The organism is Pelagibacterium luteolum, assembly GCF_900100665.1.
Classification (GTDB): Bacteria; Pseudomonadota; Alphaproteobacteria; order Rhizobiales; family Devosiaceae; genus Pelagibacterium; species Pelagibacterium luteolum.
Genome location: NZ_FNCS01000031.1, coordinates 1 through 19,823 on the forward strand (window position 1 = coordinate 1; position 19,823 = coordinate 19,823).

Annotated in this window: 16 protein-coding genes and 2 pseudogenes; 11 read left to right on the plus strand and 7 right to left on the minus strand. The window is 57.0% G+C overall.

The window, feature by feature from the left end:
• Positions 1 to 357 precede the first annotated feature (357 nt).
• The 3 genes from BLR31_RS20600 to BLR31_RS20610 form a co-directional block, all read right to left on the minus strand.
• Positions 358 to 933 carry a tyrosine-type recombinase/integrase gene (locus tag BLR31_RS20600; RefSeq protein WP_090600226.1) on the minus strand — a complete coding sequence of 192 codons (576 nt, stop codon included), beginning with the start codon at positions 931 to 933 and terminating at the stop codon, positions 358 to 360.
• A gap of 174 nt (positions 934 to 1,107) precedes the next feature.
• Entirely contained in the window at positions 1,108 to 2,298 is a 1,191-nt protein-coding gene (locus BLR31_RS20605) for an EAL domain-containing response regulator (protein ID WP_090600230.1), read from the minus strand.
• On the minus strand, positions 2,295 to 3,866 hold the full coding sequence (locus tag BLR31_RS20610; RefSeq protein WP_143009481.1) for a hypothetical protein: 1,572 nt from the start codon (positions 3,864 to 3,866) through the stop codon (positions 2,295 to 2,297). The genes BLR31_RS20605 and BLR31_RS20610 overlap by 4 nt, the downstream gene beginning before the upstream one ends.
• 3 nt (positions 3,867 to 3,869) lie before the next feature.
• Here BLR31_RS20610 and BLR31_RS20615 point away from each other — a divergent pair, with 3 nt between their 5' ends.
• The 4 genes from BLR31_RS20615 (at position 3,870) to BLR31_RS20630 (ending at position 9,037) form a co-directional block, all read left to right on the plus strand.
• Complete coding sequence (locus BLR31_RS20615) at positions 3,870 to 5,366, plus strand: PAS domain-containing protein (protein ID WP_090600237.1); 1,497 nt, start codon at positions 3,870 to 3,872, stop codon at positions 5,364 to 5,366.
• A 32-nt stretch (positions 5,367 to 5,398) separates the two neighbouring features.
• Positions 5,399 to 6,588 (plus strand): IS3 family transposase gene (locus BLR31_RS20620; RefSeq protein WP_090600240.1). Its coding sequence is split into 2 segments (ribosomal slippage): positions 5,399 to 5,651 and positions 5,651 to 6,588, totalling 1,191 coding nucleotides; the frame shifts between segments, so codons are not numbered across the junction.
• A gap of 3 nt (positions 6,589 to 6,591) precedes the next feature.
• On the plus strand, positions 6,592 to 8,553 hold the full coding sequence (locus tag BLR31_RS20625) for a hybrid sensor histidine kinase/response regulator (RefSeq protein ID WP_090600244.1): 1,962 nt from the start codon (positions 6,592 to 6,594) through the stop codon (positions 8,551 to 8,553).
• Positions 8,546 to 9,037, plus strand: coding sequence for a hypothetical protein (locus tag BLR31_RS20630; protein WP_143009482.1), 492 nt, complete (start codon positions 8,546 to 8,548; stop codon positions 9,035 to 9,037). The genes BLR31_RS20625 and BLR31_RS20630 overlap by 8 nt, the downstream gene beginning before the upstream one ends.
• Before the next feature lie 222 nt (positions 9,038 to 9,259).
• Here BLR31_RS20630 and BLR31_RS20640 read toward each other — a convergent pair whose 3' ends face one another.
• Entirely contained in the window at positions 9,260 to 10,813 is a 1,554-nt protein-coding gene (locus BLR31_RS20640) for an ISL3 family transposase (protein WP_090600254.1), read from the minus strand.
• A gap of 498 nt (positions 10,814 to 11,311) precedes the next feature.
• Positions 11,312 to 12,871 carry a Fic family protein gene (locus BLR31_RS20645; RefSeq protein ID WP_090600258.1) on the minus strand — a complete coding sequence of 520 codons (1,560 nt, stop codon included), beginning with the start codon at positions 12,869 to 12,871 and terminating at the stop codon, positions 11,312 to 11,314.
• Between the two features lie 846 nt (positions 12,872 to 13,717).
• Here BLR31_RS20645 and BLR31_RS20650 point away from each other — a divergent pair.
• Together BLR31_RS20650 and BLR31_RS20655 are read left to right on the plus strand one after the other, a co-directional pair.
• A pseudogene (locus BLR31_RS20650) lies at positions 13,718 to 14,116 on the plus strand (IS66 family transposase); the annotation flags it as partial.
• A 2-nt stretch (positions 14,117 to 14,118) separates the two neighbouring features.
• Positions 14,119 to 14,328: a hypothetical protein gene (locus BLR31_RS20655; RefSeq protein ID WP_090600261.1), complete on the plus strand. Its 210-nt coding sequence runs from the start codon at positions 14,119 to 14,121 to the stop codon at positions 14,326 to 14,328.
• Between the two features lie 224 nt (positions 14,329 to 14,552).
• Here BLR31_RS20655 and BLR31_RS20660 read toward each other — a convergent pair whose 3' ends face one another.
• Positions 14,553 to 15,203 (minus strand): hypothetical protein, encoded by a 651-nt coding sequence (locus BLR31_RS20660; RefSeq protein WP_090600265.1) that lies wholly within the window; start codon positions 15,201 to 15,203, stop codon positions 14,553 to 14,555.
• Between the two features lie 455 nt (positions 15,204 to 15,658).
• Between BLR31_RS20660 and BLR31_RS20665 the strand changes: the two genes are divergently transcribed.
• Both BLR31_RS20665 and BLR31_RS20670 read left to right on the plus strand, forming a co-directional pair.
• A complete protein-coding gene (locus BLR31_RS20665; RefSeq protein WP_090600269.1) occupies positions 15,659 to 17,470 on the plus strand; it encodes a flagellin N-terminal helical domain-containing protein in 1,812 nt (603 codons plus the stop codon).
• 63 nt (positions 17,471 to 17,533) lie between these two features.
• Entirely contained in the window at positions 17,534 to 17,902 is a 369-nt protein-coding gene (locus BLR31_RS20670) for a flagellar biosynthesis repressor FlbT (RefSeq protein ID WP_090600272.1), read from the plus strand.
• A gap of 516 nt (positions 17,903 to 18,418) precedes the next feature.
• Here BLR31_RS20670 and BLR31_RS21880 read toward each other — a convergent pair.
• A complete protein-coding gene (locus BLR31_RS21880; protein WP_176762795.1) occupies positions 18,419 to 18,583 on the minus strand; it encodes a hypothetical protein in 165 nt (54 codons plus the stop codon).
• A 129-nt stretch (positions 18,584 to 18,712) separates the two neighbouring features.
• On the opposite strand from BLR31_RS21880, the pseudogene BLR31_RS20680 reads away from it, so the two are divergent.
• The 3 genes and pseudogenes from BLR31_RS20680 to BLR31_RS20690 form a co-directional block, all read left to right on the plus strand.
• Positions 18,713 to 19,054, plus strand: a pseudogene (locus BLR31_RS20680) (ATP-binding protein); the annotation flags it as partial.
• A gap of 132 nt (positions 19,055 to 19,186) precedes the next feature.
• The gene (locus BLR31_RS20685; protein ID WP_090600279.1) at positions 19,187 to 19,549 is read left to right on the plus strand and encodes a transposase; all 363 of its coding nucleotides are present in this window, start codon (positions 19,187 to 19,189) and stop codon (positions 19,547 to 19,549) included.
• Positions 19,546 to 19,823 (plus strand): IS3 family transposase (locus BLR31_RS20690; RefSeq protein WP_143009483.1); only part of this gene is annotated, 278 nt, incomplete at its 3' end. The genes BLR31_RS20685 and BLR31_RS20690, both read left to right, overlap by 4 nt.

Consider the following 19,823-nt stretch of genomic DNA (forward strand, 5'->3'; position numbering starts at 1 on the left):
GGAAGGCGTCGCAGGGCGGCGTCGGTCTGCTCGGCCCGCCGCCGGCGCGTTGCCCACTCTCCCACCACCCGAAGCGAACCTTTGAACCCCCTTCTTCTAGAGTATATTCCTTTTGCGGAGGAAGAAGGCGAGTGGAACAGTCAATGGGAGTTCGTGCCGAGTGAAACTAGGCGTCCTCGCGCTCGGCCATGGAGCGTCAGGGAGAAGGGTGGGGCCTCGGTAGGCACCTGGGCGTCATTGCCAAGTGCAGCGGCTGAGTTCTTCTCTTTGGCGGAGCGAAATAGGCCCTATAGATAGGGTTCATGGTGCCCACGGCATTCTGAACCACCTGCCAGCGGGAACGAGCGTTGCCTGTGGCTAAAGTAGCTCGACCGCTGCACGCATCATGTCGTCTCGAACGTCAATGTAGCGCTGGGTTGTGGTCAGGTTCCTGTGACCCGCCAAGACCATGATGACCTTGGGGGAGACTCCCGAGTGCGCAAGCTGGGTGATGAACCAGCGACGGCCCGAGTATGAGGAAGTCCCGTCGAGGCCAGTCGCACGATATAGCTGCCCCATCAACTGGCAGAGCGTGTTCGGGGAGAAAGCGGTGCGCTTTTGGGTCATCAGTAAAGGTGCACCTGCATCCCGTAGGGCAATGTCGGGCAGGGCATTGTGGTATCGGGTGATCTCCTTGCGCAGACGTTCACTCATGAACACGACACGTTCATGCCCACCCTTTGCGATGCTGCCACGAACCCGAAGCTGCTCCCGCACCTCCCCATTGGTCTCGAACACGTCCCGCATGATCAACCCGGCGATCTCTCCGACACGCAAACCCGCCAGATGCGACAGCATCAGGGCGATGCGATCACGTGCAGCATGTTTGCGCTGGGCCACCACTGCCAGCAGGCGTTTAAATTTGGGATCTGTGAGCACTCGGGCTTGGCGCATGGAAACCTCATGAAAGGCGTGGATTGGATGCCTTTCATGATGTTGCCGTTGGCCCGGTTGGTCGACCAAAGACCGCAAATCGCCGAGAACTCCAAGGAACACGGGCTTCTCAACGAATATCGGAACCTAAGGAAATATGCATTATGTGACGTTGGGGCTGCGAGCACACGTTGACTACGCATCGACCCATTCGACAGCTTTGTCCGGCGTCATCGGCCGCCCTATGAAATAGCCTTGGGCGAAATCGCATCCCATGGATTTGAGTAGGTTGAAGGTGTCAAGGTCCTCGACTCCCTCGGCAACGGTGCGCAGCCCTAGCCCTCTCGCCATACCAATGATGGCGGCAACAATTGCGCGGGATTCGTGAGACACCGCTAGATCGGCCACAAAACGACGATCGATCTTGAGTTCGGAATAGGGCAGTCTGGCTAGTTGAACCAGCGATGAATATCCAACACCAAAGTCGTCGATAGCGAGTTCGTAGCCGCGAAGCCTCAGTTGCGTGATCATGTCGAGCGTATCGGTTTGGTCGCCGACAGCCTCGCTCTCGGTCAGTTCGATGATCAGCCTTTCTGGCGCAATAGTGTTGCCGGAACATATCGTGTCGAGCATAGTGAACAGGCTGCCCCCGCGCAAACTTTTGGCTGAAACATTGACGGCGATCGAAAACCGCGCCTCGGCGAAATGTTGAGATAGCCAACCCAGCGCCTGCCCCAGCACCGATTGCGTCAGGTCGTCGATCAGCCCCGCGCGTTCGGCAGCGGGAATAAAAACATCAGGGGGGTAGCTCGTGCCTGCCTCATCCTGCCAGCGCGCGAGGACCTCAAAACCTACCAGAGAGCCATCGCCCAGAGCCACCTTGGGCTGAAGCGCAATTGAAATCTCACCGCATTCCAACGCCTCGTAGAGTTCTGCTTCAACGTTCCTAGTGGCGTTTGGGCCCAATGAGTTGACCTTCGCCTGGCTGTATGGCGCTAAGGCGAGGGACGCGATCAGCGCTTCACGCGAGAAAGGTTTGCTAAGAGTTCCCGTGACCCACAACCCGTGTTCGTTCGCTGAACGGCTTGCCGCCTCCACCACACGTGGGCTAGCGCCCGAAACGATAATCACGCCCACTTTGCTCCTGCCATCAGCCAGACGCCTGATAACACTGATACCGTCTAAGTCTGGCATCATCAGGTCGATTACCACATGGGTCGGATCAAAATCGATCAGAGCGAGAAAAAACTGCTCGGCCTGGCTGACAGCCCTACAATCAATTCCAGCCGAGCGAGCAATATTGGCAACGGTCTGCGCAACCTCCTGGTCGTCATCCAGAACTAGGAGGCGTCGATGCTCTTGTGTTTCAAGCTGCTCTATTGTCATGGCCGTCGTGCTCGGGGGTAGGTTAGAGGATGAAGCTTGGCGGGGGCTCTGGGGGCGTCAACGCTGAGATGGATTGCAGTCCCATCGACGAAATCGAATCCGATTTCTACCGCAGCAACCGCCTGGCCAATGGAATTGGCGCTATGAGCCACAGTTACTAGATTGCGCGCTGTGGCCTTCTCGACGAGCAGTCGGGTCGCGGTTTTTTTGAGCGTGTTGGTGCCGTCCCAGCCGGTCAAGTTCCAGGAGACGCCCCAAAGCCCTTGAGTTTCGATCGTGTTGAGGATTTTAGGGTTGCCATTGAGCTGGAGCAGGATTCGATCGGTATATCCAGCGAGCGTATCGAGGACGGCCTCTACCCGATCTACGGGTGCGGTTGCGGGAATGGCCGAGATTTCCAACATGAGATTGGGACGATAAGAAACCGGAATGGTTTCGAGCAAACTGCCAAATTCATACCGAGATCGGCTCATGGATAAGGTCTGGAAGCCCACAGGCACAATGACGCTGGCGCCCGGTTGGCTCCGGCGTACCATATGCAGCGCTTCGAGGGCACGGGCCAATATAACGCAATCAAGATCGGCCAGCGTGTCGGCCATCTGGTCGGGATCAGCGATTGCTTGAAATTGGGAAAGTGTGCTGAACCCCATAGTCAGATCGATTACACACCGGTTCATAACCAGCCGCTCAGCCCGCGGGTCCCAAACCGGCGCATAAAAAATTTGAAACTCTCGCAAGAGTGTTTTGCGATAGTTTAGCCGAAGGCTGTCCGCCTCCAGACGCAACCGCGCCATTGCAGCTTGCAAACGCTCTGCCAGCGTGGCCGTGTCCCCCGTGAGATCGTCGACCGAAATTTCTGCGACATATTTTCGGACGGTCAATGTTGCGGAAAATTCTGGCATATCCCGCAGCAGCGCTTGTTTAACCTCCTTGGAGATGCGGGACGCCTTTTCTTCGGCATCTTTTTGGGAGGGACTGGCGAAACAGATTGAAAATAGTCCGCCTTCTTCAGCCCGCATGATGTCGCCCTGCGACAGACGACGCTTGATCTCTTGGGAAGCGAGTTCGATCACCCGCGACGATGTTTCATCCCAACGCGATCCAAGCGCCTTTTTGATATCTTCCAGGCCAACGATCGCTACGTTGCCAGCAATCAATCGCTCGTTGACCGCGTGCTTATGCTGGACCAGCGCTTGCAGGCTAGCCTCAAAGGCACGCTCGTCATCGGGCGCCGCCGTTTGCTGGTTCGCGTTGTTCTTGACCAATGCGTCATCGGGTTTTTTAACTTCGGTGGCCTTGGCCGAACTGTGTTGAGAAGGCTGAAAAAGCTTCTCAAAATACTCAATAATTCCCATTGAAGATATACTACCGGCACGCCCGCTTTTGATTCGTTTTTTGACTTCAGCTGAATTTGACGGCAAGGGCGTGTGTGCAAGTTGAGTTGAAAATCGCGTAACAGCGTTTACGAAACGAAAAATTGCTATGCCCCGACGACCGTAACCAGTGCGAAACTCTGAAGTGGCATGGTGTTGTAAATTTGGCGTCACCTTTTCAAGATCGGTCTTCACCACGTGCCCAAGTTTGATTTCGGCCCACTGGCAATACTGCCCGAACCGTATTTGCTCCTGTCACCCAACGATTTGGCCGTCGTGAGTGCCAATCCAGCGTACTTTGCCGTAATGGGCCGGTCAGCCGACGAACTGGTCGGCCGGATTGTGACCGACGCTTTCCCCAACACAGACAACCGGGCCATGGACTTGCTCCTGGCCTCGCTTGAAAAATGCCGCAATGGAAAGCCTGACAGAATCTCGGTGCTCCGATATCCAGTCGCGGAAAAAACGGGCAGCTCTCACCACTCCGAGCGATATTGGGAGGTCATTAACACGCCCGTGCTCGATGAAGCGGGGCGGGTCGAATTTATTCTAAATTCACCAAGGGATGTCACGGCGTTTTATCTCGCAAAACGCCAGGACGAAGTTGCGCAGTCTTTCAGCCAGATCGTCGGTCGTCTTGGCAATATCGGAGCGTGGTCCATCGATATCGCAACGGAGACGATCTTTCTTTCCGATCAAGCTGGCCAAATTCTTGGTCTTGCCCCTCCCTATGAGCTTCACGCCGAAGACGCCATGGCGCTTTATGCGGCGCCTTTCAGGCCAACGGTTCGTGAGTTGTTCGCACGACTTGTCACGCATGGCCAAAGTTTCGATGAGCAGTTACAGATCGTCCATAGCGACGGAACGTTGCGGTGGGTGCGGGTTGTGGGTGAATACTCCCAGCTTTCGCCGGAAAACAGTCCACGAGCTCAAGGCGCCATTCAGGATATAACTGAGCAGTTGTCGCGGGAAGATGCATTTGAACTCAGTTCGCAAAGATTTCGCGAACTAGCTGACGCAATGCCGATCATGGTCTGGACCGCAAGACCCGAGGGTCGCATTGACTTCTGCAACAGCCAGTTTGAAATCTATACCGGTGTGTCTGCCCGCCAACTTGCTGAGGGGACATGGTTCAGTACGATCGCCCAGCAAGACCGCAAACGCGTGTTCCGCATGTGGCAACGCGCCGTGAAGGCACAGTTGCCATTTGCGCAGGAAGTCCGGCTTCGGGATCATCAAACGGGCCGCACCCGCTGGCACCTGGTGCGTGCCATCCCCATTCTCAATGCCGATAGCAAACTACTCAGCTGGTACGGGACTGCAAGCGATATCGATGAGATCAAGCGCCTGCAGGAAGAAAGTGCGCTTCTCGCCCAACAACTCGAATCGACGTTTGATAGTCTCACTGACGCCTTTATGGTTGTGGATTGCGACTGGCGCTTCGTTTTCCTCACGAACAAGGCCGCTTCTCTCTTGCAGCGCGACCGAAGCGAACTGGTGGGACGATCGATTTGGGATGAGTTCAGTCCATTGCGAGATACGGTCGTTGAAACAGAATACAGGAGGGCGATGGCTGAGAACGTGACCATCAGCTTGGAGACCTACTATGCCCCGCTTCAAGGATGGTTTTCCATTTCAGCGTATCCCTCACGGCAGGGGCTGGTGACGTTGCCCCGCAGACTTAATCCAGTTTGAAATAGACTCTGGCCCACCGAAAAGGACCAGAGATGAAGCGCAACAGGTTCAGCGAAGAACAGATTATCGGCATCCTCAAGGAGCACGAGGCAGGCGTTCCGGTCGCCGATTTGTGCCGGAAGCACGGCGTGAGCAACGCCAGCATCTACAAATGGAAAGCCAAGTATGGCGGCATGGATGTGAGCGAGGCCAAGCGGCTTAAATCGCTCGAGGACGAAAACGCCAAGCTCAAAAAGCTCTTGGCCGACGCCATGCTCGATAACTCCGCACTCAAGGATCTTCTGGGAAAAAAGTGGTAGCGCCCGCCGCCAGGCGAAAGGCGGTCGCTTATCTCAGGGAGACCTTTGAGATGAGCGAGCGGCGGGCGTGTACGGTGCTGGGCTGTTGTCGCATGACCATGCGATATCAGGGCAGCCGCACCGATGATATCGATCTGCGGGATCGGATGAAGGCGATTGCCCATGAACGCCGGCGCTTTGGATATCGGCGCCTGCATGTATTGCTGCGCCGGGAAGGCTATGTCGTCAACCACAAGCGCCTGTTCCGGATGTATCGGGAAGAGAAGCTCTCGGTGCGGCGCAGGGGCTGCCGGAAACGTGCCCTGGGAACTCGGGCGCCGATGGTCATCCCCATAGCACCCAACGAGCGCTGGTCGCTGGACTTTGTCTCCGACCAACTCACCGATGGTCGCAGATTCAGGGTTTTGACGGTCGTGGATGACTGCACCCGGGAATGCCTGGCGCTCATTGCCGATACATCCCTATCAGGGCTACGGGTTGCCCGAGAGCTGGAGACCCTCATGACAACGCGAGGAAAGCCAAAGATGATTGTCAGCGACAACGGCACCGAGTTCACCTCCAATGCCATTCTGGGCTTTGCTGACCGGCACAAGGTCGATTGGCATTACATCGCACCGGGAAAGCCGATGCAGAACGCGTTCATTGAATCGTTCAATGGCAGGCTCAGAGACGAGATGCTCAACGAGACCTTGTTCCCGAGCCTCTCCTATGCCCGTATCGCCCTTCGAGAATGGCGGGCCGACTACAATGGAAATCGCCCACATTCGCGGCTGGGCTGGCTCACCCCAGCCGAATACGCAACCACCTTTACCCCACGACGGGATCTGGCGCTGCGCTCAATAGCCAACTCCACGCCAGCCCCCGTCTTCCACCAGGCTCAGCAGGGCCAAAACAACCCCCGGAGTCTACGTCACGCTGGATAAAAGATGGGGGCAACGTCACTGGCGATCTATTTCCGAGACATAAGTTCCGAAAAGCGTCAACAGCAGCTGGTCGAAGAGAACGAAGAGCGGCTAAGAGCCGTAGCCAACGCAAGCGTAGATGCGGTCTATGACTGGCATGCCGAAACAAATCACCTCTGGTGGAATGAAGGAATTTCTCACGTCTTTGGTCATGACCCGGCAGACGTGTCGACCATCGCCGCATGGGAAGACCTTATCCATCCCGATGACCGAAACGCCATCATTGACCGCTATCGAAGCGCCAGGGCGAGCCGCGCAGAAACTGTCGAGCTTGAATACCGGCTTATCGCAGCGCAGGGAAAATATATTGAGGTCGTTGACCGAAGCCGCTTCTTTTATGCCACCGACGGAACTCTCACCCGCGTCGTTGGGGGGCTTAGAAACATTTCGGAGCGCAAACGCGCTGAAGCACGTCTTCGTGAGCAGGCCGAACTCGTCAATAAGGCACAAGATGCGATCGTCGTTCGTGATCTCGACCATAAGGTACTGCTCTGGAATCCCAGCGCCGAGCGCATGTATGGCTGGTCGGCTGACGAGGTGATCGGACGCAAGGTGACTGAACTTGGCATCAACAAATCGTCAGTGTTCGTTGAAGCCCACGAGACAGTATGCCGTGAGGGAAGCTGGAGTGGCGAACTCGTCCAGACCTCCCGCGATGGCCGAACGTTAGAAGTAGAAGCACGCTGGACTTTGGTTGAGGGAACCGATGGACAATCTGGTCGGGTGCTGGCCATTAACACGGATCGAACGGAGCAAAAGCGTCTCGAAGAACACCTTCACCAGGCCAGCAAGCTTGAAGCGCTTGGCCAGCTTACCGGTGGTGTGGCTCATGACTTCAATAACCTGTTGATGATTATTTCGGGCAATTCCGAACTACTTGAGGAAAGGCTCGATAGCAAATCACTTGATCATGAACTGTCGTCGATGATAAGTCGGGCGGCTGCTCGGGGAGCCGACCTCACCAGTAGGCTCTTGTCCTTCGGGCGCCGGCAAACGCTCCAGCCGGTCGCCGTCAGCGTGCAGAGCCTGTTTAGAGGAGCAGGGCCCCTTTGGCAGCGAACGCTGCCCGCTAACGTCTTGCTTGATGTGGAGGCGGTTTCAGACACCCACGTCTGCGCTGATCAAAGCCAATGGGAATTGGCGTTGCTCAATCTCGTGCTGAACGCCCGAGACGCTATGCCCCTAGGCGGCACCATTACCGTGGACGCGAGACAGTCTGACGTGAGCCAGACCGAGGCTGCAGAACTGGATATTGGGCCGGGTCAATATATTGCGTTGACGGTTTCCGATAACGGCTCAGGCATTGCGACCGAGCATTTGGGTAGAATATTCGAGCCGTTTTTTTCGACCAAACCTGCTGGGCGCGGCACGGGACTGGGCCTGAGTATGGTCTACGGATTTGCCCGTCAATCCGGTGGTACAGTAACCGTGCGTTCTGTCCTCAGCGAAGGAACCCGCATATCCCTGTTGTTGCCCCAGGCCGTGGGCGTCCAGAATTCTATCGCCAAGCCACAGGCAAGCCAACGCACTCTTGTGGGGATGCGGATTTTGGCGGTCGACGACAATCCAGAGCTGTTGGCGAGCCTGTTGCGGCTCTTGGCCTCCCTAGGCCTTGTCGGTACCGGTGCTGAAAATGCTGATCAAGCTCTTGTAATTCTCGACCGACGCGATGAGCGGTTCGATTTCTTGCTCAGTGATGTTGTGATGCCCGGATCGATAAGCGGTGTCTCTCTGGCCAGTCAGGTAAGCAAACGCTGGCCCCACATCGGAATCGTTCTGGCATCGGGGAACATCGAACATGGCGGCCCTGTCGAAAATATGAGCGACCATCAGTTTTTGCAAAAGCCTTTTCGTCGGTCCCAACTTCGCGAGGCTCTCTTAAAGGCGTCTCAGAAGACCGCTGACCGAAAGGAGCACAATGTCTGACAACGAGAACACTATTCCGTCGTGGTCATTGCGGTTTCGGTTCCGAATGGCGAGGCCGTTCCCGCTTGGCGATGATGCGGTGACGCTGACCATCTCCGACAGAAAGTTGTTCCTCAGGCGTGATCCTTCAAGAATGGCGGTAGGTTCTGAATGGTTCTCAATCGACGCGCATGGTTTTCCAACCGAGCAAAACGCACAAGCCTTCGCGCTCGATCTGAAAGCTGCGCTGACACTGGTCGGGATGCGGCTCAGTCTGGGGATTGATGCCGGAGAGGATAAGTTTTCAGGAGGACCCGGCAAGATTTTGATCGATAAGGCCGCTGAGGAAGGCATTACTCTGAGACCCACAACCCATGGAATTGACGTGTATCCATTCGGGGGTAACCTTCAGTTTCCGAACGCAACGGCAGCCTTGACCGTCAATAGCAGCGTTGACCGTTTGCTCCGGCATTCGGAATGGCCTTCGATGAAATCTCGCGCATAGGCGAAACTGAGCGCGGCGCCCTTGAACTGATGGCACTTGCGAACATCTCTACTCACCCGCTTGCCCAGGCCTCGCTTAGCCTTGCCGCAGTAGAGCTACTCTCGGCCGGCGGCGGCTGGACTAAGCTCCAAAAGCAGCTTTTAAAGCGGCTGGAGCAGGATGCGCGATCAAATGTGTTTAGGCATGCAATTTTGGCTCTGGCGCCTATTTGGTGCAATGCGGTCATGGTGCACCGATGAGCCGTGCTTCCAACAGATCGATCTTGCCGCGGCCATACATCTGACGCTTGACGAGCTTGAGCTTGGTGATCTGGCCCTCAGTTTGGCCGTTCGACCAAGTTGAAGAAATTGCAGCCTCAACCGCTGCTCTGTCCCGATGAACCCCCTTCGCGAACGAGGCCATCAGGCCTTGCGAAGACTGTTCAAGCCAATCGGCCAGACCGCCGGCGTCCCGGGTCCGGATCATCGTGTTGAACGCCTCGATCTGACTGCGCGCAGTAACCAGGTTGGGTAGATCGGCCTCAATAGCGGCGATGATAACAGTTTCCGGCTTCGTCAGTCGATCTCGTCCTGTGGTCATAAGCCTGGCAATCGTTCGTGCCGAGGGAATGCGGCGAAGGGCTGCGTCGGCCTGTTCGGCTCGCCGCCGGCGCGTTGCCCACTCTCCCACCACCCGAAGCGAACCCTTGAAGCCCTTTCGGCACAGGCGACGCCAAAGATCGGCGCCATTTCGATCGCCTTGATCCCACTGTGCGTCCAGCCATTCCAGATATGGCTCAAGCGAGCTCTCGCGCGTGCGGAAAACATCGGAGTGCAAACCCCTTGTGATTTGGCGTACAAGGCCCCGGCTGTGACCAGTACGGCGGACGATTTCCTTGAGCGGGATGCCATCGTTGAAGAGCGCCATAACCGCATGGTTTGTGTCCTCGCGGCGGAGAAAGCCGCCATATTGAATCTTCTCGGCTGCCGTCAGAAACTCAGGATCGATACGCGCCACACCGATACACCGCCGGATTTCCCGCATGGATTTGCGCACTGCTTCGAGAAACGCCCTGCTGGCGTTTTCCATTAAGTGCCAGCGGTCGGCGACCTGGACCGCCTCCGGCAGCCCCCTGCTGATCGCCAGACCATATCCTCCGCCCCGGTCGCGGGCGACAATCTCGATCTGTTTTTGACTAGAAAGCCAGGCCTGAGTTGTCGCGGGTTCGCGGTCCGGCAGCAACTTTATCGGACGGCGGCGCTCAAGATCGCAGATCAGCGTCCCATAACGATGGTTGCGTCGCCATGCCCAATCATCGATGCCAATCACGCGAGGGGGTATGGGCGATGGTGTGCCGAAGCGCCGGACGGTGCGGATCAAAGTATCCTTGCTGACAGGCACCATGAGCCGATCGGCAAAACGTGAAGCCGGACGCCCACCGAGCGCTAAGCCCAGATGATGGACAAGCAGATTGAGACGCTGCGTCCTGCGCGCCCATGGCGCAAGTGCGCTATTCTCCAGCCGCTCGGCGAACACCCTCTGCCCGCACAACACGTTGTTGCATCTAAATCTGCGCGCTTTGATGACCAGTTTTACTCGACGGCCACCAAGCGGTAAGTCGGAGGCTTTTCGCCGATAGTGACTGTGCACGCTGCGGCTATTGCGTCCGCAAGACGGGCAAGCGCTTCCCATTTGCCGAGGACGGACGCTGACCTCGAGATGGCCATCAATCTCCCGCGTCGTCCCAAGGATGAAGCCTGATGGAACAAGCGATGAGGCTCGCAGTGTTCGCGCCATTCCAGTGATTCCCTCTTAAAAGGAAATCACACCGCTCGATTGCACCAAATGTGAGTCAGAGCCAATATTGCGTGCCGATAAGGGGGTAAACTTCAACGCCGATTGACACGCGACAATGCGAGCGAAGATCAACCGCAAATCGGAACGCACCATCTGCGTCACGTCCGGGAGATTGTTGGCGATCTCTGAGCGCAAGCCTGAATGTCCCACGATTGTCCCCGTTGCGGTGATTCGGCACGACCACTATGGAAAATTTTCCATGGCCTCCGCAAGAGCAGATCTTCAGTAACACGTCAATAAAAAGGTGTTCGTTGAAACATTTCAATGAAGCGGCAATGATATTTGGCTAGGCTATATTATAATAGAGCGATAGGCGCTCGAGCACCGGACTGACGTGTGCCGGTATCTTTGGCCAAGGCTCCCGTGCGCCTTTTAGTGAATTCACAGATCCAATCGACGCAAGCCGCAGAGCGGTTCCGAACAGCGCGCTGCTGAAGCTCAGGATTGTACACTGTATTTCTGATCGAAAGCTCCAAACGCCTCGGCGACAATCGCCTCAATCTGCTGGACCTCATCGTCGCGCAGTTTCTCAAACTCGCCGGTACGGCGGCGTTTGCTGAGCGATCCGCCGTTCTGACGGATGTGCATGACAAGGTCCTGTGCCATGCGGTCGGGCATTTCGACCAGGTTCATGACGGCAGTCAGAGCCTGATCGCGGCACTTGAGGTAGTCGATCTCGCGCGGCAGATCGATCTCGACGGTTCGTTGCACACAGCTATAGAGGAACTCGGCCTCTTCAGTGCAGTCGAAATAGCGATAGAGGTCTGCCGTGTCGTTTGTGACTTTGACATTGTGATTGGGCAGCGCGCGCCAGTCGATGAACTCCATCAAAGGACCGGAGTGCCGCTTCAGGGTCGAGGCATAGTCGTCGATGCGATCCAGCATGACGGCCGAGACAGGAAACACCATGCCGGGCGGGGTGTATTTGCGCTCGGCAAGCACGTGGTGGATTAGACAGCGGTGCAGACGTCCATTGCCGTCGGCCAGCGGGTGCACGTAAACGAACCCGAATGCAATCGCGGCCGCCTGCAGCACCGGATCGACCTCTGAGCTCCGCAGCCTGTTGTTGCATTCATTGAGGCCGGTCATGATGTCGGGAACATCCTGAGGACGGGCACCGATGAACTCGGGCAGCGGATCATGGTTATGGTCCCGCCCCCCCAGAAACACGCCCTCGCTGCGATATCCGATCTCGGTGAACCGATCGTCGCCGATCAGGATGCGGTGCAGGCGATAGATCTCTTCTGTGTTGAGCGGACGCTTGCCAGCCTCGAGAACGGCACGTCCCCAGCGCTCGAGCCGATTGGCCGGCGCACGTTCTCCTTCGATCTCGAAGCTCGCGCGGCTGTCGGCGAGGAGGAGAAAGCTTGCAGCCCGGGAAACGACATGGGTGCCCGTTCGCCCTATCGTCTCCTGCGCCTTATGCGAAAGGTCGAGGGCCAGAAATGCTTCCAGCTTTTCGGTACGCCTGATGATCGGACAGAACGCGCCCGTGCCGAGCAGATTGTTGCGCACACGATGGCGCAGGGACAGCAAAGCGGGACCGGTGAAATAGACTTCGGGATCGAGTGCATCGACGGCGGTGACTGTGGGAGCGTCGTCGATGTCGAGGGGCTTGCCACTCAGGGCTTCGTAAAAGAACCACGTGCGCCGCGTCACCGCGCCGGTTGGTGTCCGCTGGATGAAGTCTATGAGGTCCTGCTCCGGCAGCGCATCGAGGATGCGTTTGAGCACCAGAAGGTCAATCGGCTCATGGCGCAGGGCAAAGCCGAGATGCCCATCCAGTGTGTCGTCCGGTTGATACCGCTTGTCATAGACCTCCCAGATGCCCTCCTGCCGGCGATTGCCGCGCACGTGCCGTTCGGAGATGCAGGCGGGGTTTCTCACAGGCGCCTTCACGTCGAGCGCGTGGACGAGAGCGGTCCACCCCGCGAGCCGCGTGCCCTTTGGAACGGGCTCGTTCTGAAAATGGGCAGGGTTCCTGACGTCCAGCTTCATGTCGGCTTTCTCTCATGACCGTCGAAAGGCGATCACATATCGCACATTCTGTCGAAGGGAATTTACAGCTCAAGGATTGAAAATCAATCACCAATGTCGAAAATCGCTCATGAAGAGAGATAGGTGTCGATAGCAGGACGAAGGGTGCCCGGCGCCATTGACCAGAAAGGAGCCAAAATGTCGTCAAAAGAGCTCTCGCGCGAGGAACTGTTCGCGCTGGTTTGGGAGAAGCCGACGCAGGAGGTAGCCAGGGAACTTGGCGTTTCGGATGTCGCAATCGCTAAGCTATGCTCCCGTCTTCAGGTTCCCAAGCCGCCGCGAGGCTACTGGGCCAGGGTTCAATCCGGGCAGACGCCGAAACGTCCGCCACTTGCGGCGTTCCGCGAAGAGGTAGATCGCAAACGCCGGGAAACAGCACGTGCGAAAGCAGCCGGATTGCTGTCGAAACTGCAGCAGCAATTCTACCAGGCTGCGCTCAGCGAGTTGGACGCTCGCGGTGCGGATGTGGATGGGGCTGAGACACGCGGGAGCAGGCTACGAGAACTCCACCCCGATCTCGCCGCACAGATCCTGCTCCTCATTCAAAACCGCGGGCATGATTGGGTCAAAGAGGGAAAAGTCGCCGCCAACTGGAACCATTCGGTTCAGGCCAGTGCGGCCAATCTTGTTGGAAAGCTCCTGCCACTCGCACGGCCACAGCTCTTGATGTTTGAGAGCGATCGCGAGCCCGGGCGGTACATGGCAAACGGCCCTGCGGTCTTCGTGCGCCTGACAGCACATCTGCAGGAGCGGATTGCCTCTCTGGTGCGCGTCGTCCGGGACCTGAACCTGAACCACGTATGCGCGCCACTCGTCGATGAGTTGCATGCCTATATGATGACCGAGCGCGAAAAGCTCTCGCGTCACGCTCCGGTGGCCAAGGCCATGAACTACATGCTCGCGCGCTGGACAGGCTTTGCCGCATTCCTTGAGGATGGCCGCATCTGCCTCTCGAACAACGCAGCCGAGCGTGCGCTGCGCGGAATTGCCCTTGGCAGAAAAGCGTGGCTGTTCGCTGGTTCGGACCGCGGTGCCCGCCGGGCGGCGTTCATATACACCCTCATTGTCTCGGCCAAGCTCAACGATATCGATCCCCAGGCCTGGCTCGCCGACGTGCTCGCCCGCATTGCCGACATGCCGCAGAGCCGGCTCAAAGAACTTCTTCCCTGGAATTGGGCGCCGCGGGCCATGACCAAGGCCGCCTGATCGTGCAGCGCAATAAGGTTTATGCCGTCAGAACCATCGACCGCGTCGCTGCCGAGCTCGGCGAGACGGTCGACCGCATCTTCGAAATCACCATCGAAATGGAAACCGAGGACGGCATAATCCGGGTCTATAGTCTCGCCGATGACGGCGGCACGATCGCCTTTACTGAAGATGGGATCGAGTGCCTCCGAAATCTCATCGAAGAGCAATAATCAGCCGGACCCTGACAGCGCCGCGGTCCTCAGCGGATGCTTACTACCACTCCCAAAATCTGGCGTTCAAATTCAATCTCAAAATGGCACTGGGACGGGATTGGGACGGCGATGGCGTCTGGATATGCCTTCACGCTGATGCTTCCGAGCGCGTACGATTCGGCAGTTGTTTTGACGATTGGGCTAGGACATGCCGCCCGCAGCAAGGATGTTGTTGACTAAGCCTACGACACCGGATGCCAAGAGGCTCTCAGCGGCTCCTTCCGCGCGGTGCGAATGGAAACGAGATGATCTCTCATCCGGCCGTGATTAGGAATTCCGCTGCGTATCTCGCTCTCGAGCAGAGCAAGAGGTTCAGCCATCCGGTCCCTTTGCTCGTCGGTGAAGCTCCCCATCGAACCTTTGAGCTGATCAACGAATTCGGCGACCTTCATGACGTTGAGGGTGGTCCCCGTGTTGGTGCTGTTGTCCGTCGAGTTTATGTTAACGCGAGCGTTGGCACCGCTAACGTGGTTAGTGATGTTGTTGATAATCGTCTGCGGTGAAGCCTGGGGTGCATCCGTGCGGCGAACCTTCGTCTGAAAGTGAGCTGGAATTGCTCCCGAAATTCCTTGAACAAAACCGGGATCAATGACTTCAAAATCCTCCACGAGTCCGCTCGGCAATGATCTCAGTAAGTGGTCACCTACTTCGATCGGCAGATCAGCCGCAGGGATCGTGATTTGTTTCGAATTCACTATGGAGGGGATGGCTTCTCGAAAAAGGGTGCCATCCTTCTTTACCAAGGTCACTCGGTCTTTCGCATTCCAGCCATCCAATTGGCTCCTCGAACCATACGCATCATCCCTCTCTTCACACCCTTTGGGAATAATCACGACGCGAATCGACGGCGCTGTCAACGGGTGGATCAAACCAGGTTACGTGGTTCGGTGAACCCTTGCTGATGATCCCTCGAAGCGATCTCGTCGACGTGATTTCTGTCGAAGCAACCTTTATCGTTAATGATAGTTGAAGGGCAGGCGATCACGCCGAGGGAGGACTTGAGATGAGCTGGATGTCACACTCGGAAATCGAGACGGTCATGAAGGGCGTTCCCCATGAGGTGCCAGCGGACGCACAGGCATCTCGCTTGCTCGGTAAGCAGCGGCCTGGATGTCGGCACGGCAGCGTAGTCGTCTAGATCGGCCAATCCAATCAACAGGTGCCAAAGCAGGCATAAACGGGTCAAATCGATCCATCTCGATTTACGTTCTTTTAGTGTCTGGCAGACATATTCAACGAACCTCGGCAGAAGTCCGAGCTTTTCAGTGCCCAGGATAGGTGCCAAACAATGTCTGATATTACGCTTTCGAAAGCCGTTCGCTCGAACCTGCTTTCCCTCCAGAACACTGCCGATCTGATGGCCTCGACCCAGAACCGCCTGGCGACTGGCAAGAAGGTCAACTCGGCTCTGGACAATCCCACCAACTTCTTCACCGCTTCTTCGCTGAACTCGCGCGCTGGCGATATCAACCAGCTGCTCGATGGCATGGCCAATGGCATTCAGACTCTGGAAGCTGCTGACAACGGTCTGAGTGCAATCACCAAGACTCTTGAATCCATGCAGTCTACTCTGCGCCAGGCACGCCAGGACAAGTCGTTCGAAACTCAGTCCTTCAAACTGGACGCATCCTCGATCGACACGGCAAGCATCCGTAACCTCTCGTTCTCGGGCGGTGCAATTGATGGCACGGTGAATATTGCTCTAAACACCACCACAGGCAGCCCTGTCCAGTCCACCGCTGTGGGCGGCGCGTTTACGCCTCCATCGGCTGGCTCTGCACCGACCGACCTGGTCGGTACGGCACCGACCGGTCCTCTTGCTAACGGCGCAACACTGAACTTCTCTGTTAATGGCGTCGACCTTTCGATCACAAATAACAACGACAACGGCGATGCTTCGGACATCGGCGCTGCTGCCATCGGTGCAAAGGTCGAGGCTGCAATTACGGCAGCTGCTGCTGATACGGCAACGAACCCATCCTTGGCGGGCGTAACCGCGGTCGCCAACGCCACAACAGGCGCTGTAACGATTAGCAACACGACCGGAGGTGGCTCAATCAGTGTCGGTGGCATTGATGCTGATGCGATCGGTTTTGCTGCTGGCAATCGTGAAAGCATTGGCGGCACTGGAGCTGAGAGCTGGACGTTCTCAGTGAACGGTACCGAGATCACTCTCAATGCTGCCAACGCCGGCACCGCTGATGCAGCTGCAGACTATATGAATCAGATGCTAGCAGGCACCGGCTTCAGTGCAGTGAACAACGCTGGTTCACTGACGATCCAAGGCAATCTTGATGGCTCCAACACCGTCGCAATCACTGGTTCCGGCGCTGAGGCAGTTTTCGGTGGACAGGCACCGACTATCACTGAAGGCGCAACCAACGCCGCCGAGGTCAAGTCCGTCGACGACATCGTTCGTGCGATCAACAACAATGACTCTTTGAAGAGCGCCATCCGTGCCTCGAACGACAACGGTCAACTGCGTATCGAGAACCTCTCTACTCAGGGCCTTGATATTGCAGGCGTCTCCGACAAGGGTGAGGTCGACGGGCAGAGCAGCCTGCGCGAAGACGTCGTGGGTGGAAACAGTGTCCGCGAGGGGCTCGCTTCACAGTTCCGTGAGCTTCGCGATCAGCTCGACAAGCTTGTCGATGACGCGTCGTTTAACGGTATCAATCTGCTGCGTGGCGACAACCTGCAGATCACCTTCAACGAGACCGGCACATCGGAACTGAATATCCGCTCCAAAAATGAGCAGGGTATCGGATCGACTGTGCTCGGTATCAAGCCCAATCTGGATGGTTCAGATCTCGACAGCGATGGCAACATCGATGATCTGCTTGGCAGCATCAAGGGTGCCATCAACGAAGTGCGCTCGCAGGCTTCCGCCTTCGGTTCCTCCCTGTCGGTAGTTCAGAACCGCCAGGATTTTTCCAAGAGCATGATCAACACCCTGCAGACCGGTGCGGCCAACCTCACTCTGGCCGACTCCAACGAAGAAGCCGCAAACCTCCTCGCACTGCAGACCCGTCAGCAGCTGTCCTCGACCGCTTTGTCGATGGCCAGCCAGCAGGACCAGTCGGTCCTCCGTCTGTTCTAAGGCGACCAAATCATCTAGACGAGAAGGCGGTCCATAGGGCCGCCTTTTTGTTTGGGGTATGCAATGGCGCTGAAAATCAATCTTAAGGACGGCGACAGCGTCTATTTCGGGACCTCGAAGGTCACAGCTGTTCAAGACGGCGGATACATCGTCCTGGTCGTCGACGGTGCCGACCTGCCGATTATGCGAGCGTCTGAGGTCATATCACTCGAGCACGCCGACACCGCTTACAAGCGGATCTACTATCATCTGCAGCAGTACTATCTCGAGCGAAGCCCAGAGCAGCTCGAGATCGCTGAGGCGTTCGCTGGATCGCTTAATGACGAAGAGCGTGACGTTGTGCTCTCGGTCATATTGCAGGTCGCGAAGGGCCAGACTTTCAAGGGTCTACGTTTAATGCGAGGGATCGCTGGAATACGGTCCGAAAATTGATGGACACTCACGCAACCTCTCGAGTTAATTGTCGTTAACGGATTGGCGATCACGCCCAGGGAGGATTTACGATGAGCTGGATGTCACACGAGCAGATCGAAACCGTTCTCAAAGGCCTCCCAGTGCCGCCGGAGATACATGGCGAGGCCGGGCGTTTGGTCGGCAGTAAGCGGCCTGGTTGCCGTAATGATGCGCCTGTTTCGGGGGCGGTGGTGGTACAGAAGCCGGTGGACAATCACTGACGCGCCCGGATAGTTGACGGTCTTCCAGATTCCAACCATCGTGAGTTCACTGCCCGGGAGGACTTCGACTGAGGGCCGATTTTAGGGTCGCTCCGGCGGCCCTTTTGTCATGGGGGTGATAGATGGAGTGGGATTGGGCTTGGCTGCTTACGTTCGCGGGTGCAACGGGGCTTTTGTCAGCAGCATTCACTCAGATTTTTCGGGTGCAGGTAGTTGGGACAGCACGGCGTCGAGCCGCGCACTTGGCGCTTCGTCTTGCAGTGCGCTTCGAAACCTAGCCGTCCATCGTCATGGGAAAGATGTCGCCGCTGAGATTGCCAAGAAATCGGATGGTGCCGAATTGATCGACGCGGCGATTATCGTCGTCGGTCGCGCGCGCCAGGGCGAAAAAGAAGTATTGCCGAAGCTGACTAAGGAGCAGGTCAGCGAGATCGCGCAACGCCCGCGGCTGACGCACCTGATTTCGGAAGACAGGTTCTGGAGGACCGTCATGAACAGGTTCGAAGCGATCAAAGCCGGCACCGCAACCGGGGATACGGACGCTCGTCTGATGCTCTATTGGGTCGACGAGCAGGAAAAGGCCGCCAACAAGGCGGGCCAGCTTGCCGATCGCCTACTGCGGCTCGACCTCATCATCCTCGACGAGCTGGGCTATCTGCCGTTCAGCCCGTCAGGCGGGGCGCTGCTGTTCCATCTGCTCAGCAAGCTCTACGAGCAGACCAGCGTCATCATCACCACCAACCTCAGCTTCAGCGAATGGGCCGGCGTGTTCGGCGACGCCAAGATGACCACGGCTCTGCTCGATCGGCTCACCCATCACTGCCACATCCTCGAAACCGGCAATGACAGCTTCCGCTTCAGGGCAAGCGCTGCAGCACCCAAAACACGAAAGGAAAAGCCTGCCACTTGACCATCCCCGCAGCGCGGGAAACTATCCTACAGGCGGGTCACTTCTCAATGACAACCTGGAGTGAACCCCTGGGACTGGACCAGCGGGGAAGAAAAGCTGATACGCTCTGTGGGCCTTGAATGGAGAAGGTCCATGTCACCAAGAGGTCCCTACCGCCGTCACTCGATGCAGTTCAAGCTGCAGTTATGCCAGGACATTCGAAATGGCGTCATCGGGCGCCGCGATGCGCAGCGCACTTATAGCGTTTCCGCCAATCTCATCCAGCTCTGGCTGTCCCAGTTCGATCGTGGCGAACTCAATCAGGAAGAAGCCGAAGCAAGCGTCGTCGCCGAATACGAGGGCCGCATTGCAGCTCTTGAGCGCAAGGTCGGGCAACTGACCATGGAACTGGACATGGCCAAAAAAACGCCGCGCCCCTCTCCAGGACCCGTCAACGAGAACTCATCGATTGTCACCGGCCCGCGCATTGCTCCATCAGGCAGGGATGTCAAATGATCGGTCTTCCGCGCAGCACGTTCTATTACCGCCCCAACACGTCCAGCGGAATCGCAGATACGGAAGTGATCGAGCTGATAGAGGCCATTCGGGACGATCTGCCTGGCTATGGCTATCGTCGCATCACCCACGAATTGCACCGCCGCGGTCATAGGATCAATCACAAAAGGATCGCCAGGATCATGAGGGAGAACGGGTTGGGGATTAAGCCGCGAAAGCGGTTTGTAAAAACGACTGACAGCGCTCATACCTCGCCGATCTACCCGAACCTATA

What these genes read in the sequence shown, in the direction of transcription:
- BLR31_RS20625 (WP_090600244.1), top strand. Translation starts at nt 6,592, where the DNA reads ATGGGGGCAACGTCACTGGCGATCTATTTCCGAGACATAAGTTCCGAA.
- BLR31_RS20640 (WP_090600254.1), bottom strand. Translation starts at nt 10,813, where the DNA reads ATGGCGCGAACACTGCGAGCCTCATCGCTTGTTCCATCAGGCTTCATC.
- BLR31_RS20670 (WP_090600272.1), top strand. Translation starts at nt 17,534, where the DNA reads ATGGCGCTGAAAATCAATCTTAAGGACGGCGACAGCGTCTATTTCGGG.
- BLR31_RS20600 (WP_090600226.1), bottom strand. Translation starts at nt 933, where the DNA reads ATGCGCCAAGCCCGAGTGCTCACAGATCCCAAATTTAAACGCCTGCTG.
- BLR31_RS20605 (WP_090600230.1), bottom strand. Translation starts at nt 2,298, where the DNA reads ATGACAATAGAGCAGCTTGAAACACAAGAGCATCGACGCCTCCTAGTT.
- BLR31_RS20630 (WP_143009482.1), top strand. Translation starts at nt 8,546, where the DNA reads ATGTCTGACAACGAGAACACTATTCCGTCGTGGTCATTGCGGTTTCGG.
- BLR31_RS20685 (WP_090600279.1), top strand. Translation starts at nt 19,187, where the DNA reads ATGTCACCAAGAGGTCCCTACCGCCGTCACTCGATGCAGTTCAAGCTG.
- BLR31_RS20645 (WP_090600258.1), bottom strand. Translation starts at nt 12,871, where the DNA reads ATGAAGCTGGACGTCAGGAACCCTGCCCATTTTCAGAACGAGCCCGTT.
- BLR31_RS20665 (WP_090600269.1), top strand. Translation starts at nt 15,659, where the DNA reads ATGTCTGATATTACGCTTTCGAAAGCCGTTCGCTCGAACCTGCTTTCC.